The sequence below is a fragment of the Rathayibacter sp. AY1F8 genome (assembly GCF_002932165.1).
Taxonomy (GTDB): Bacteria; Actinomycetota; Actinomycetes; order Actinomycetales; family Microbacteriaceae; genus Rathayibacter.
Window position 1 is genome coordinate 1 of the sequence record NZ_PSVB01000003.1, and the last position, 12,978, is coordinate 12,978.

Genomic DNA, 12,978 nt, shown 5'->3' on the forward strand with positions numbered 1-12,978 from the left:
GTCTCCGCCTCGTCTCCCGCTCAGGCCGCGAACCAGGCGGATCCGGTCGCCGGCGTCGGGAGAAGGGCGGGGGCGTCGCCGGCGACCGGATCCGCCTGGTTCGCGGCCTGAGCGGGAGACGAGGCGGAGACGTCGCCGAGCCCCCACGAGCCGACGAGGAGAGCGCCGATCGTCGCGAAGACGACGGCCCGCATTCCGAGGCGCGACGGCGATCGGTGCCGTGAGTGGCGGCGCCGCCGGGTCGTGAAAGCCATGGTTCTGCTTCTCAGTCGTGTTGTCGATCGTGGAGATGAGCGAAACGTCGACACGACGAACGACACGGATGTCGCAGCGAGTGCGGAGGCCCCAGACTCCGGAGGGGAGCACGCATTCCCCGCGGGCTTCCGAAGATGAACGTATAGGTCGGCCTCCCTCTCGCCATAGAGAAGTGAGCCCCCCTTGTCGGGGCCATAACCGATGAGAAAAGGACCGGGGTGAAGCCGAATATGGCGCCTTTTGACGGGTCCTCGCGAAGGAGTTCTAAGAAGTGAGCGCGCGCGACCGGCTCGGCTCACTCCTCCCGTCAGGTCCCGTGCAACGCTCGGGCCCCACCCGGCCACGTACTCGGTACACACCCGACCGACGAAGGATGGACCCGATGACGCGACGCACACTCGACGACCTCCTCTCCCGCAGCGACCCCGCGACCGACGACCGGGCGCCCGGCGTCCGCACCGCCCTGCACAGCGTGATCGCCGAGACCCGCGAACGCGCGCCCCGCCGTCCCGCGCGGTCGAGGGCGTGGTGGCTGGCGGCTCCCGTCCTCCTCGTCCCGGGTCTCGTGCTGGCGACCAGCGCCGGCACCGACGTTCGCTCGGTCCCCGACTTCACGATCCCGATCAGCTACACCACCGACTCCGGCGCGGCGGTGTCGTGCTCGATCGACTACTTCAACGGAGAGATCGACTACCGCGAGGTCACCACCTCCGCGACCGACTACCTGCGCGCGCAGGACTGGAACGGCATCGGCCAGCGGATCCACGACGACGCGCTCGCCTACACGACCGACCCCGCCTGGCTGGCCTCGGACATGAACAGCGACGGCCCCGGCCTCTCGGAGGAGACGATCCGCTGGCGCGCCTGGATCACCGCGGCGGACGACCACATCCTCGACACGATCCCCGAGGGCGTGATCGTCGAGGGCGACGGCGGCCTGGGCGGCAGCACCGACTGCACGGGAGAGCTGTGATGAGCGCCGGCGAGGCGGCGCCGTCCATCGCGCGCAGCGTCGTCCGCTCCCCCGCGCGCGACCGGGAGGCCGAGATCACGGCCCTGGTCGAGCGGGAGGCGCCGGACCTGCTCCGCTACTTCGCACGGCGGACGGCGAGCCCCGAGGACGCCGCGGACCTCCTCAGCGACACCCTCCTGATCCTGTGGCGGAAGGAGCGGTCGATCCCCGAGGACGAGACGCGCGCGCGGATGTGGGCGTTCGGCGTCGCACGGCGGGTGCTCTCGGGCCAGCGCCGCACCGCGACCCGGAGGAGCGCGCTCGTCGAGCGGCTGGCGGAGGAGCTCCGCATCACTCCGCCCGCGCCGGCCGACGACGCGGCCGAGGACGTCCGCGCCGCGATCGCGCAGCTGAAGCCCGTCGACCAGGAGATCATCACCCTCGTCTACTGGGACGGCTTCTCCCTCGCCGAGGCGGCCGAGATCCTGTCCCTCCGCGCCGCGACGGTGCGGAGCCGGCACGCGCGGGCGCGGGCGACGCTGCGGGAGGCGCTGGGAGCAGCGATGTGAGGAGGGGTGCGGGGCGGGCGTGCCGGCAGCACCATCCGGAACACGTGGGGCCAGGCCGGCACAACGCCCCCGCCACGAACGACGTCCGGCCCCGCCCCGCAGGCACCTAGTCGAGGAAGTACGCGTTCACCTTCTCGTCGGTGTCCAGGATCTCCTCCGAGGGCACCCCGACTCGGGCCGCGAGGTCGATCGCCCCGAGAAGCGCGACCTCGATGTCGGGAGAGAACGCCCGGTCGAGGATGTCGATGAAGTGCAGCATGCTCGTCTCGAGCTTCGCCAGGAGATCGGCGTAGTCGGCGGCCAGCTGTTGATCGAGTGAGCGCTGATCCTCGAGATATCCGGCGATGAGCGCTTCTTCCCGGGCGGAGAGCGAGGACGACGCGACGCTGAACATGACGGAGCCGACGGTGTTGCCGATGACGGCGCCGAGGACGGGGACCGGGATGAGCACCTGCCCGACGACCGAGGACAGCGCGCTGATGCCGGCCTGGAGGCAGAGGATCTCGGAGTTCTCGATGAACTCGATCTCGGAGATGTCGCCCGCTCGCAGCCTGCTCGCCTGGCCCGCGATCCCCAGCGCGGCGGTCGTGACCGTGTTCGCCGTGGCGGCCGACGTCGCAGTGAGATTGGTGAGTGAGTAGATCGTGAGACCGCGGACACCGCCCTTCACCGCGCCGAGACCGGAGGCGTTCGCGATGTCCTTCCAGTCGTCGGCCGAGAACTCCTTGAGCTTCGTGCCTTCGCGGCGCTTGGCGAGGACCGCGGAGACGAATGCGGTCCCACCCTCGATCCCGGCGGCGACGACGGTGGCCTGAGCGCCCTGGCGCACCGTCGCCCGGTTCTCCCGAACGGCAGCCGTGCGGGCGGCCTCGTCGGTCGCCGTGATCCTTCCCTCCTCCGCCGCGAACGTGTCGGCGTACGCACCGAGCTGCACGTCCCGGTACTCCAGCCGGGAGGGCTCGAGTGCCGCGATGTCGATCGTCTCGCTCGAGAAGAAGGCCTCCACACGGTTCCAGTCGCGGAGGGACGGGCCGTCCCCGCTGCGGGAGAGGAGCTTCGCTGCATCCTCGGCGGACATCGCGTGCAGCTTCTGGATGGCCTCGAAGTGGTCGCTCGGGATCTGGTACCTGCCGCCGTTCCTCACGAAGTCCGGGTACCTCTCGAGGTGCTCCGTGATCGCGCCGAGGCCGAACCGCCCGCCGGCGGTGGAGAACTTCTGCTGGATCAGCAGGCCGTTCCGCATGAGATCGACAGGGCCGTTGTCGTTCACCCAGGAGTTGCCGCCGGTCTCCCCGAGCACAGCGGCGCGGGCGTTGCCGATGCCGACCTCGGCGACCTCGGCGATGAATCCGTGCGCGCCCTTCACTCCACCGCGGTTCGACGAGACCACGTCGCCTATGTGCAGGAGGGCCGTATCCAGATGGTCGAGAGCCGTCGAGAGGTTCTGGTCCTGCCTGCTCAGGGCGCCCATGAGTCGATCGACGCGGACCTGGTTCAGGTAGCCCACCCAGGCGGCGACGGCCTGCTCGTGAGTGCTTCGGGCGACGTCGGCGAGATCAGGCATCGTCGGCGGCCTGCTCCACACGGGCGCTCAGCAGTGCCGCACTCGCTTTCGCGATGTTCACCAGCGCGCCGAGCTGCGACTGCTGAGCGGGAGCCAGGGTCGCGAAGTCCGCCCCGAAGAGCGGCAGCGCCTCGCCGTAGACCTTCAGAAGCAGCTCTCGAGTAGAGGCGGTGCGCTGGAGGAGGTCGTCGATCTGCGCGTCCATCGCCTGCACCTGCGCGATGTTCCGCATCACGGCGGTGAGCATCTCGTGCTTCGTCTCGCGGTTCTCGAACTTCTTCTTCGTGAACAGGACGACCGAGGTGAGGACGGCGGCGCCTGCGAGGCTCCAGCCGACCGGGCCGGCCAGCGCGAGCAGCGCTCCTCCCGCGACGGTCCCTCCGCCACCGGCAGCGACGGCCCCGCCGCCGAGCCATGCCAGGGCGGCCTGGCTCGCAGCGGCACCGGACAGGGTCGAGATCGCGGTCCCGGTCGACGCGGTGCCGAACGTGGTGGCGACCCACATGGCGGCGGTCGGCGCGACGCTCGCGATCGCCGCGCCGGCGGTGACACCGGCGCCCGCTCCCGCCGCGGACTTCCGTGCAGCGACGAGATCCGCGCGGGCGATCTCCTCGGCGTCCAGGAACCGGGCTCTGTCGAGCTCGATCTGCTCGAAGTCCCTGCTGAAGGACTTGGGCGTGTTGGCGATGCTGTTCACCACGAGCTCGACGAGAGCGATCAGGTCGGTGGAGCGCTCGCGTTGCCGGAGGAGGGAGAGCCCGTCGTCGCTCATCGCCGTGAAGGCGCGGTTGTATTCGGCCGTGACCTCCTCGTACGACTGGAGGCTCCTCGGGCCGAACTTCTCGGCGGCTGCTTCGCGGAGATCGCCGGCCTGCTCCATCACCTGCGTCGTAGCGCTCCGCGCACGCTTGCTCAGATCGCCGGCAGCTCGCGCGACTCTCTCCTTCGCCCTGTCCAACTCCGGTCGCTCGACCATCACCTGTACCTGTTCCCCGTAGACGCCTTTTCCCGGCTCGACACTATCCAGCCGCGTATCGAAAGGTGATCGGGAACACCGCTGCCGACGCTTCTCGGACACCCCTGCCGGATGAGTCGCCCCCGCCGCTCTTCCTCCGGCTCGCGGCCCTCCGCGCCCCTTCACCCGGCACCCCCGCCTGAGTAGCATCCCCCGCATGAGCAGGCTCGTCGTCTCCGTCCTCACCTCGCTCGACGGCCGCTTCGAGGGGCCCGGGCACGACCTCTCGGCGCTGCCGTTCGAGGACGCGTTCAACGACCGCAACCTCGAGCTGCTGCGCCGCGCGGGCACACTCGTCTACGGCGGCCGCTGGTTCCGCGACAACTGGGACAGCTGGAGCGCCGTCGCCGCGGACGGGACGGCGGGCGAGCGGGAGCACGAGACCGCGCGGCTGGTCACGTCGCTCGACGCGCTGGTGATCAGCGACTCCCTGGCTCCCGATCCGGAGGCGCCGTGGGCCGCCACCACCCGGATCGTGCCGCGGAAGCAGGGTCCGGCCGAGATCGAGCTGCTCAAGCAGGGCGACCAGGGCGACCTGCTGATGTTCGGCAGCGGCACCACCTGGAACCCGCTCCTCGAGCAGGGCCTGGTGGACGAGCTGATCGTCCTCGTCGGCGCAGGACTCGCGGGCGGCGGGACGCCGCTCTACTCCGGGGCGCCGCAGCACGGGCTGCGCCTCCTCGACGCGACGGTTCTGCCGGGCTCTGAGCTGGTGCGGCTCCGCTACGACGCGAGCGGGGCCGGCGAGCGGCCGCACAACCTCCGCTGAGACAGGGCGGCCTCCCTCAGGAGCCCACGCCCCTCCTCTCAGCTGACGTCGTGCGCGCCCGAGGCCGGGGCAGCTGCCGAGAGCGAGCCCCCAGCGGACTCCTCCGGCCGGCGGAGTGCCCGAGCGCACAGTCGGACCCCCAGAAGCGCAGTCGCCGCGCCTCCCGCCAGCATCCCGGCACCCAACGCCGTCCACGTCGTCAGGCTGGAGCTCGGCGCGCCGTGCAGACCGTAGAAGAGCCCGACCCCGCTGCCGACCAGAGCGGCCGCGACCAGCGGGATCGCCAGCGCCGATCCCTTCTCGGACCGCGTCCACGCCGAACTGCAGAGAACGGCGACGGCGCCGATCAGCCAGCCGACGCCGGGGATCACCAGCCAGCCGAAGGCGAAGACCAGGGAGGCCGCGACCGCGAACCACGGGCGGTCGAGGACCGTCCGCTCGTCACCGCGATGGACTCCGGCCTCGACTCCGCTCGTCATGCGTCGGAGCCTACGGAGACGGCCCGGACCGCGGCACGAAGTGGCGCGGGATCGGCCGGACGGCGCCACACCTGCCTCCGCTCGGTCCTGAGGAGCCGGTCCTGCCGAGCCGGTCCTCGAGCGCTGGCACCCGGCCCACCTGAGGCACGCCCCGCCCTCCGCTCACCCCGCGACGGTCAGCGACACCTCGACCGCCACGTCCTCCGGCCCCTCCCCCAGCACCGTCTGCCGCACCTCGACCCCGTCGAGCCGCAGACCGCGGTCTCCGGCGGCGTCGAAGAGCGCGACGATCGCCGGATGCAGGGTCCCCTCGGGCAGTTCCTCCCCGTCGCGGGGGCGCCAGGTGGCGACCAGCTCGGTGCGCGCCGGGAGGATCGCGGCGAGATCGGCGAGGTCGCCCTCCGCCTCCGCCGACGTCGGCCAGCAGCAGACGAGCTCCGCCGAACCCGGCTCGCCCGCCCGGAGCGCCGTCCAGAAACGTCCCGTCGGCCCGAGCACTGCCGCGTGCACTCGAATGGCGAGCACACCGAGGATCTCGTTCGCCTCGTCGTCGCCCGGCCCGTCGGCCTCGTCCAGCGCGATCGTGAGGACCTGGCCGACGTAGGGCTGCGCCGGCATCGTCCGCTCGGCGACCTCGACCGGCACGGCGAGCGCCCGCAGCGTCACCTCGGCGGCCTCGAACGCCCGGTCCTCCTGCTCCCGCTCCGCGAGCACGCGCTCCCTGTGCGCCAGCAGCGCCTCCGCCGCGGTGCCGGCTCGAGTCGCCGCCGCGGTGCCGGCTCGAGTCGCCGCCGCGACCTCGGGCAGCGGCACCCCCGCGCTCCGGAGGGCGCTGATCACGACTCCGGCCCGGACCTGGGCGTCGGCGTACCGGCGGTACGACGACCGCTCGTCGACCTCCGCCGGGACCAGCACGCCCTTCTCGTCGTAGTGCCGGAGCGCCTTCACGCTCAGACCCGTGATGCCTGCGTACTCCCCGATGCCCACCATGCCTCCAGCATCCCGTCTCCCCCGGCGGGAGGGTCAACGAGCGGGAGGGTCAATGGGCGGCAAGGTCGACCGGCAGGAGGGTCGACCGGCGGGACGGGTCGACCAGCGGGACGGCTAGCAGCGGAGCCGGGCGGGAGGTGACGCGACCGGCGTCGGCGGACCCGACCCCGCATCACGCCACGCGCCGACGCCTCAGCCCGCCCGCCTCACCGCGCGCTCACCAGCCCTCGGGCCCCGCGCTCCCCGCCTCGTACTCGTCCAGCGGAGCGTCGCCCGCGGCCCAGGCGGAGAGCACCGGAGTGATGATGCGCCAGCACTGCTCGGCCACGTCGCCCGGGACCGAGAGCAGGGTGTCGCCCTGCAGGATCCCGGCGAGGACCTGCGCGTAGGGGTCGAGCGTGGCCGCGCCGGGCTGCGCCGTCAGGGTGGTGCGCTCGAGATCGGTCAGCTCGTCGGCGCTGTTCACGACCAGGTCGAGGCTGACGTCGCCGCCCTTGAGGCCGATCCGGAGGACCGTCCCGGCGTCGCCCTCGGCCGCCTGCAGGCCGCGCGGGGGCGTGGCGGCGCGGAAGTGGATCGCCACCTCGCGGCGCGGGTCGCCGATCGCCTTGCCGGAGCGGAGGACGAAGGGGACGCCCGCCCAGCGCGGAGTGTCGACCTGGAGCAGCAGCTGCGCGAGGGTCTCGGTGCCGGTCTCGGGGTCGACGTCGGGCTCGTCGATGTAGGAGGGGAAGAAGCGGCCGTCGACGCGGCCCTCGGTGTAGCGGGCGCGGCGGGCGGAGGAGGGGTCGTCGCGCCAGAGCCGCACGGCGCCGAGCACCTCGGCCATGCGCGCGTGGACCTCGTCGGGCGCGACCTCGTCGGGGCGCTCCATCGTGGTCAGCGCGAGCACCATCAGGAGGTGGCTCTGCAGCATGTCGCGCAGCGCGCCGGTCTTCTCGTAGAAGGCCGCGCGGCCCTCGATGCCGAGCGTCTCGTCGTAGACGATCTCGACCTTCTCGATCCACTCGGCGCTCCAGCTCGCCTCGAGCAGGCTGTTGCCGAAGCGCAGGCCCAGCATCCCCAGCACGGTCGCGTTGCCGAGGAAGTGGTCGATGCGCCAGAGGCGGCTCTCGGGGAGGACTTTCGCGAACGCCGCGTTGAGGGCGATCGCGTCGTCGAGGTCCTCGCCGAACGGCTTCTCGATGGCGACGACCAGCTCCTCGGGCAGGTCGAGCTCGGCGAGCGAGGCGGCGACCTTGTGCCCCATCGCCGGCGGCAGGGCGACGTAGAGCACCGGAGTCGACGGGCAGGCGTCGAGGAGGGCCTTCAGCTGCTCCGGGTCGGAGGCGTCGGTGGCGACGAAGCGCGCGCGCGACGCGAGGGCCTCGACCGTGTGCGCGGCGACTCCGGCCGCCTCGAGGCTGCGGCGGACGAGGCTCTGCCACTCCTCGTCGGTCTGGGGCGTGCGCGCCGCGCCGATCAGCGTGAGCTCGAGGTCGCGCGCGAGCTCGGCCACCCGGCCCAGGCCCGGCAGCAGCAGCCGCTCGGTGAGGTCGCCGCCCGCTCCGAGGATCGCGATGCTCCGCCGCTCGCTCCCCAGTGCCGCGGCCTCGGGGATTCCGATCTGCTCCGTCATGGTGTCTCCCTCGTAGCCGTCGTGAGTCAGCCGCCACAGTACGCGCCGGGCCCTGGCGCGAGGCCGGGAGCCGGGAGGGGTTGAGGAAGCGGGCGCGGAGTGGCAGGGCGGCGCGGTCGGAGAGCTGCACGACCTCGGCCGAGAGGGGCCTGCCTGCCGTGTCGGGGCAGGGACCCCCTTCTCCGCCGACGTCGGGCCGCGACCCACGACGCCCGGCCCGCCGCAGCCGTCCCGCACAGCACGTCATCCCTCTCCGGTGCCGTCCGGCGGTACCCTGCCCGCATGCGCCTGCGCCAGGTCGTCCTCGACACGGAGGACGCTCGCGCCCTCTCCGCCTTCTACCTCGCCCTGCTCGGCGGCGAGTACCGCCCCGGCGACGAGCCGCCCGCGGACGGCTCGGACGACGAGGCGGAGTGGGTCGCGATCGTCACCGCCGACGGCGCGAAGCTCACGTTCCAGCGGGTGGCCGCCCTGCCGCGCGCGACCTGGCCGGAGGGGCCCGTCCCGCAGCAGCTGCACCTCGACTTCATGGTCGCGGACGCCGACGAGCTCGACCGGCAGAAGACTCGGGCGCTCGCCCTCGGCGCCGAGCTGATCGAGGACAGGAGCGACGACCCGGAGGAGGCGCTCCACGTCCTCGCCGATCCGGCGGGCCACCCGTTCTGCGTCTTCGTCGCGCCCGACTACCCGGCGGAGTAGGGGCGCGCGGCTTCAGCGAGCCGCACGCGTCGGATCACATGCCGGTGATCGTGACCGTCGTCGTCGCCGCGATCACCGCGGCTCCCGTGACGCTCGCGGCGGTTCCCGCGAGGACGGCGGCGGCCGCCGGCCCTGCCCAGTGCTGCGCCGCGAGCGACCGGATCGCCTGCCGGTCCGGGATGCCGGGCCTCGGCGAGAGCGCTCCGGCCGCGTCGAGCAGGCCGATGAGCGCCGCGTCCGACGGAAGGGGCGCCGTCCGAGCCGCGAGGACCTCGGCGACCCGGATCCGCAGCCGCTCGTCCTCCGCCGGCTCCACGGCGGCGACCCGCTCGAGGAGGGCGGCATGCAGCTCCCTCCGCGTGAGGCGGGCGATCCACCAGGAGACGCTGCGCGGTGCTCGCTCCGCTTCGATCCACCCGAGGGCCCCGTCGAGCACGGCGTCCCCGAGCGCGGACCGCTCCGGCCCGAGGGCGACGACTCCGGCGTCCACCTCGACGCGCCGCTGGAGGGAGAGCTCCGCGAGGACGGAGGCGGCCAGGACGGTGTCGAGAGCGCCCGACGAAGCCGCGGGCCGCCCGTCGCTCCGCCGCAGCAGGAGGAGGAGAGCGACGGGGAGGGGCGGCTGCCCGGCTCCGGGGGGCGCAGCGGCCGGCGGGGTGGTGGGAGCGGGCTGTTCCAAGGAGTTCCGTGTCGAGTCGTCCATCCCTCGAGCCTGACACCGACCCCTCGAGACCGCATCCGCCGGGCGACGGGTCCTCCGTCGTCCGACCGGCCGACCGGCCGGACACGCCCGAGAGCCCACGTCGCGCCCCGAAGCGGACAGCCCCTCGGCCCGTCCGGCATCAGACCACCCCCGCCGCCGTCCCCGATACGATCAGGTCGGCGCGGTCGCGAGTGGCCTCGATCAGCAGCGCGTTCCGCCCGTCGACCTCGGAGGCCCAGGCGGAGGCCGCCTCGGGGGCGCGGCCGAAGGAGACGTGGCGGTCGACCAGGCGCTCGAAGCGCTCGGTCTCGGGAGTCGCGCAGAACCAGGCCTCGTCGAACTCGGCGCGCAGCAGCGCCCACGGGCCCTCGTCGACGAGGAGGTAGTTGCCCTCCAGCACGACGAGCGACGCGGAGGGGTGCACCGCCAGCGCGCCGGCCACTCCCTCGTCGACGGTGCGCTCGAAGGTGGGCGCGTAGACGACGTGGTCGGTCTCGGCGCGCAGCCTCCGCACCAGGGCGAGGAAGCCCCAGCCGTCGAACGTGTCGAGGGCGCCCTTGCGGTCGTGGCGGCCGAGCTCGTCGAGCGTGGCGTTGGCGAGGTGGAAGCCGTCCATCGGCACGAAGGCGGCGGTCCCCTCCCCCGCGAGCTCGTTCGCGCGGGCGACCACGGCCCGGGCGAGCGTGGTCTTGCCGGCCCCGGGGCTGCCGGCGATCGCGACGATCGCGCGGCGGCCCGGCGAGGTCAGCGCGAGCGCGCGCCCGGCCAGCTCGTCGAGGCCGGGCCGCACCGCGTCGGGCGCGACCTCGGTCTCAGGCCTCGCCACGGCTGCTCTCCAGCGCGTTCACCAGGAAGCCGTGGGCGTGGCGGGCGAGCGCGGGGCCGTCGTTCCAGAGGTTCCGCCACACGGCCAGGTCGTTCGAGAGGGTCGGCGAGACGACGGCCGACGAGAACGACTCGAAGGTGATGGGTCCGCGGTAGTCGATCGCGGCGAGGGCGTGGAAGAACGTCGTGAAGTCGAGGTGGCCGCTGCCGAGGTAGCCGCGGTGGTTCTCGCCGATGTGGACATACCCGAGACGATCCCCGACCAGCAGCACCGGGCGGAAGAAGTCGTCCTCCTCGATGTTCATGTGGTACGTGTCCAGGTGGATCAGGACGTTGTCGGCGCCGATGTCGTCGGCGAGGCGCAGGGCGTCCGCGGCGGTGTTGATGACATTGGTCTCGTAGCGGTTGCAGATCTCGAGGCCGAGGGTCATGCCCTTCGTCGCAGCCTCGGCGGCGAGGTCGGTCAGCACCGAGACGACGTTCGCGCGGCCGGCGGCCGAGAGGGGCGCGCTGTACTTGCCGAGCGCGCTGTAGAGGGCGCCGGTGAAGTGGGTGCCGCCGAGCGCGTGGGTGGTCTCGAGGGAGTCGGCGAGCAGCTTCGCGCCGCGGGCCACCACCTCCGGGTCGTCGCTGGAGACGTCGGCCGAGAAGGCGAGGCCGCGCGAGCAGACGATGCCGAGGTCGTTCGCCTCGAGTGCGGCGCGGGCGGAGGCGGTGTCGAGGTTCTGCACGTCGTGCAGCGAGAGCTCCAGCAGGTCGAATCCGGCCGCCTTGGTCTGCTCGATCGTCGCGGTCACTTCGTCGGGGGTGGTGCCGCCGGCGAAGACGAGGGCGTGCACTCCGAGAGGGTTCGTGGTCATGGTGGTGCTCCTTGGTTCGAGAGGTTCAGGGGCGGCGTCGGGCCGCGGGGTCGGTGTCGAGCAGGTCCGCGAGGAATGCGTGGCCGGAGGTCGCGAGGGCGACGGGGTCGTGCCAGAGCTCGCGCCAGAGACCCATGCCCTCGGCCGAGGCCGGGGGCTGGACGGCGGGCGAGAAGCTCTCGAGGGTGAGCGGACCGCGGTAGCCGGAGTCGGCGAGCGCCGCCGCGAGCCCGGTCCAGTCGGTGCTCCCGGTGCCCAGCTCTCCGCGGTGGTTCTCGGAGGCGTGGAGGTAGCCGAGCAGGTCGCCGGCGTCGCGGACGGCGCTCGCGAGGTCGACCTCCTCGAGGTGGGCGTGGAAGGTGTCGAGGTGCAGGAGCACGTTCGGCGCGTCGAGCTCGCGGAGGAACGCGGCGGTCTGGGCGGCCGTGTTCAGCAGGTTGCTCTCGTAGCGGTTCACGTACTCCGCTCCGACGACGACGTCGGCGGGAGCGGCGGCCGCGGCGACCCTCCGCAGCACGTCGAGCGAGCGCGAGCGGGCAGCCGCGTCGGCCGCGTGCTCGTACTTGCGCATGGCCGAGTAGGTGACTCCGCCGACGTACCGCGCGCCGATCGCCTCGGCGAACCGCACGGCCGCCAGCAGCCGTTCCTCGCCGCGGCCGGCCGTGGCCTGGTCGGTGATGTCGGAGTCGGCGTCCAGCGCGAGCGAGACGACCGCGTCGATCCTGTGCTCGTCGAGCAGATCGGCGGTCCACGCGGAGGCGTCGGGGTCGTCGGGCGCCGGGATCTCGATCAGGTCGAAGCCGATCGAGGCGGCGGCGCCGATCGCGCGGCGCCCCGACTCCGGCGTCCAGTCGCCGACGAGCAGGCCCGCGTGGACCCCGATCGGCGACGAGCGCTCCGTGCTCCCGCGGTGCAGGAACTCGGGGTGCATCAGGCGGCCTTCGCGCCCGTGATCAGCGAGACGAGCTCGTCGCCGCTGGTCTCGGCGGTGCGGCGGCCGGCGACGGCGAGGCCCGCGCGCATCACCCACACCTGGTCGCTCAGACGCATCACCTGGTCGAAGTTGTGGCTGATCAGCAGTACGGCCACTCCGGCGTCGCGCAGCTTGAGGATGATCTTCTCGACGCGCGCCGTCTCCTGGACACCGAGCGCCGCGGTCGGCTCGTCCATGATCACGATCTTGCTGCCCCAGCCCGCGGCCCGGGCGATCGCGACCGCCTGGCGCTGGCCGCCCGAGAGGCGGCGGACCTTGCTGGTGACCGGCGGGACGTTCACGGCGAGGTCGCCGAGCAGCTCCTGGGCCGTCTTCTTCATCTGCGTGCGGTCGAGGAACCGCACCCCGGGCACGCCCTTGGTGAGCTCCCGGCCGAGGAAGAAGTTCTGCCACACGGTCAGGTCCTCGACCAGGGCGAGGGTCTGGTGCACCGTCTCGATGCCGCCGTCCCGGGCGCCGAGCGGAGTGGTGAAGTGCACCACGTCGCCGTCCAGGGTGATGGTGCCGGAGTCGGCGGGGTGCACTCCGGAGAGGCAGCGGACGAGGGTGGACTTGCCCGCGCCGTTGTCGCCGATCAGGGCGGTGATCTCGCCGCGGCGCATCGACATCGACGCTCCCTTGAGAGCGTGGACGCCGCCGAAGGACTTCTTGATGTCCCGCGCTTCGAGCAGGATGTCGCTGGTCAT

15 protein-coding genes are annotated in these 12,978 nt (G+C 72.7%); 4 read left to right on the plus strand and 11 right to left on the minus strand.

All coding sequences use genetic code 11. The features are described from left to right. Positions 1-20: 20 nt before the first annotated feature. The gene (locus C5C35_RS16675; RefSeq protein WP_146084560.1) at positions 21-254 is read right to left on the minus strand and encodes a hypothetical protein; all 234 of its coding nucleotides are present in this window, start codon (positions 252-254) and stop codon (positions 21-23) included. 383 nt (positions 255-637) lie between these two features. On the opposite strand from C5C35_RS16675, the gene C5C35_RS03230 reads away from it, so the two are divergent. After that, on the plus strand, positions 638-1,228 hold the full coding sequence (locus C5C35_RS03230) for a hypothetical protein (protein ID WP_104262552.1): 591 nt from the start codon (positions 638-640) through the stop codon (positions 1,226-1,228). Then, on the plus strand, positions 1,228-1,776 hold the full coding sequence (locus C5C35_RS03235) for an RNA polymerase sigma factor (protein ID WP_104262553.1): 549 nt from the start codon (positions 1,228-1,230) through the stop codon (positions 1,774-1,776). The genes C5C35_RS03230 and C5C35_RS03235 overlap by 1 nt, the downstream gene beginning before the upstream one ends. A gap of 106 nt (positions 1,777-1,882) precedes the next feature. Here C5C35_RS03235 and C5C35_RS03240 read toward each other — a convergent pair whose 3' ends face one another. Further along, positions 1,883-3,340 carry a hypothetical protein gene (locus tag C5C35_RS03240; RefSeq protein WP_104262554.1) on the minus strand — a complete coding sequence of 486 codons (1,458 nt, stop codon included), beginning with the start codon at positions 3,338-3,340 and terminating at the stop codon, positions 1,883-1,885. Next, positions 3,333-4,220, minus strand: a complete 888-nt coding sequence (locus tag C5C35_RS03245; RefSeq protein ID WP_219812167.1) for a hypothetical protein — start codon at positions 4,218-4,220, stop codon at positions 3,333-3,335. The genes C5C35_RS03240 and C5C35_RS03245 overlap by 8 nt, the downstream gene beginning before the upstream one ends. A 292-nt stretch (positions 4,221-4,512) precedes the next feature. Between C5C35_RS03245 and C5C35_RS03250 the strand changes: the two genes are divergently transcribed. Further along, on the plus strand, positions 4,513-5,124 hold the full coding sequence (locus C5C35_RS03250) for a dihydrofolate reductase family protein (protein WP_104262556.1): 612 nt from the start codon (positions 4,513-4,515) through the stop codon (positions 5,122-5,124). A gap of 38 nt (positions 5,125-5,162) precedes the next feature. Here the strand turns inward: C5C35_RS03250 and C5C35_RS03255 are convergent, their stop codons facing one another. From C5C35_RS03255 to C5C35_RS03265, 3 genes are all read right to left on the minus strand, one after another. Then, entirely contained in the window at positions 5,163-5,603 is a 441-nt protein-coding gene (locus C5C35_RS03255) for a hypothetical protein (RefSeq protein ID WP_104247046.1), read from the minus strand. A 162-nt stretch (positions 5,604-5,765) separates the two neighbouring features. Continuing rightward, positions 5,766-6,593, minus strand: a complete 828-nt coding sequence (locus C5C35_RS03260) for a MerR family transcriptional regulator (protein ID WP_104262557.1) — start codon at positions 6,591-6,593, stop codon at positions 5,766-5,768. 217 nt (positions 6,594-6,810) lie between these two features. Beyond that, a complete protein-coding gene (locus tag C5C35_RS03265; protein ID WP_104262558.1) occupies positions 6,811-8,211 on the minus strand; it encodes a glucose-6-phosphate dehydrogenase in 1,401 nt (466 codons plus the stop codon). A 282-nt stretch (positions 8,212-8,493) separates the two neighbouring features. Here C5C35_RS03265 and C5C35_RS03270 point away from each other — a divergent pair, with 282 nt between their 5' ends. Then, complete coding sequence (locus C5C35_RS03270) at positions 8,494-8,910, plus strand: VOC family protein (protein ID WP_104262559.1); 417 nt, start codon at positions 8,494-8,496, stop codon at positions 8,908-8,910. Between the two features lie 34 nt (positions 8,911-8,944). On the opposite strand, the gene C5C35_RS03275 is transcribed toward C5C35_RS03270, so the two are convergent. From C5C35_RS03275 to C5C35_RS03295, 5 genes are all read right to left on the minus strand, one after another. Continuing rightward, a complete protein-coding gene (locus tag C5C35_RS03275; protein ID WP_104262560.1) occupies positions 8,945-9,613 on the minus strand; it encodes a GPP34 family phosphoprotein in 669 nt (222 codons plus the stop codon). Between the two features lie 139 nt (positions 9,614-9,752). Further along, positions 9,753-10,439, minus strand: coding sequence for a nucleoside/nucleotide kinase family protein (locus C5C35_RS03280; protein WP_208543338.1), 687 nt, complete (start codon positions 10,437-10,439; stop codon positions 9,753-9,755). After that, the gene (locus C5C35_RS03285; RefSeq protein ID WP_104222717.1) at positions 10,426-11,298 is read right to left on the minus strand and encodes a sugar phosphate isomerase/epimerase; all 873 of its coding nucleotides are present in this window, start codon (positions 11,296-11,298) and stop codon (positions 10,426-10,428) included. The genes C5C35_RS03280 and C5C35_RS03285 overlap by 14 nt, the downstream gene beginning before the upstream one ends. A 25-nt stretch (positions 11,299-11,323) precedes the next feature. Further along, positions 11,324-12,229, minus strand: coding sequence for a sugar phosphate isomerase/epimerase (locus C5C35_RS03290; protein ID WP_104262561.1), 906 nt, complete (start codon positions 12,227-12,229; stop codon positions 11,324-11,326). Continuing rightward, a complete protein-coding gene (locus tag C5C35_RS03295) occupies positions 12,229-12,978 on the minus strand; it encodes an ATP-binding cassette domain-containing protein (protein WP_104222715.1) in 750 nt (249 codons plus the stop codon). The genes C5C35_RS03290 and C5C35_RS03295 overlap by 1 nt, the downstream gene beginning before the upstream one ends.

Excerpts from the sequence above, each read along its gene's own strand:
- C5C35_RS03285 (WP_104222717.1), bottom strand. The coding sequence starts at position 11,298 with ATGACCACGAACCCTCTCGGAGTGCACGCCCTCGTCTTCGCCGGCGGC.
- C5C35_RS03235 (WP_104262553.1), top strand. The coding sequence starts at position 1,228 with ATGAGCGCCGGCGAGGCGGCGCCGTCCATCGCGCGCAGCGTCGTCCGC.
- C5C35_RS03255 (WP_104247046.1), bottom strand. The coding sequence starts at position 5,603 with ATGACGAGCGGAGTCGAGGCCGGAGTCCATCGCGGTGACGAGCGGACG.
- C5C35_RS03265 (WP_104262558.1), bottom strand. The coding sequence starts at position 8,211 with ATGACGGAGCAGATCGGAATCCCCGAGGCCGCGGCACTGGGGAGCGAG.
- C5C35_RS03250 (WP_104262556.1), top strand. The coding sequence starts at position 4,513 with ATGAGCAGGCTCGTCGTCTCCGTCCTCACCTCGCTCGACGGCCGCTTC.
- C5C35_RS03270 (WP_104262559.1), top strand. The coding sequence starts at position 8,494 with ATGCGCCTGCGCCAGGTCGTCCTCGACACGGAGGACGCTCGCGCCCTC.
- C5C35_RS16675 (WP_146084560.1), bottom strand. The coding sequence starts at position 254 with ATGGCTTTCACGACCCGGCGGCGCCGCCACTCACGGCACCGATCGCCG.
- C5C35_RS03290 (WP_104262561.1), bottom strand. The coding sequence starts at position 12,229 with ATGCACCCCGAGTTCCTGCACCGCGGGAGCACGGAGCGCTCGTCGCCG.
- C5C35_RS03240 (WP_104262554.1), bottom strand. The coding sequence starts at position 3,340 with ATGCCTGATCTCGCCGACGTCGCCCGAAGCACTCACGAGCAGGCCGTC.
- C5C35_RS03275 (WP_104262560.1), bottom strand. The coding sequence starts at position 9,613 with ATGGACGACTCGACACGGAACTCCTTGGAACAGCCCGCTCCCACCACC.
- C5C35_RS03230 (WP_104262552.1), top strand. The coding sequence starts at position 638 with ATGACGCGACGCACACTCGACGACCTCCTCTCCCGCAGCGACCCCGCG.
- C5C35_RS03260 (WP_104262557.1), bottom strand. The coding sequence starts at position 6,593 with ATGGTGGGCATCGGGGAGTACGCAGGCATCACGGGTCTGAGCGTGAAG.
- C5C35_RS03295 (WP_104222715.1), bottom strand. The coding sequence starts at position 12,978 with ATGACCAGCGACATCCTGCTCGAAGCGCGGGACATCAAGAAGTCCTTC.
- C5C35_RS03245 (WP_219812167.1), bottom strand. The coding sequence starts at position 4,220 with ATGGAGCAGGCCGGCGATCTCCGCGAAGCAGCCGCCGAGAAGTTCGGC.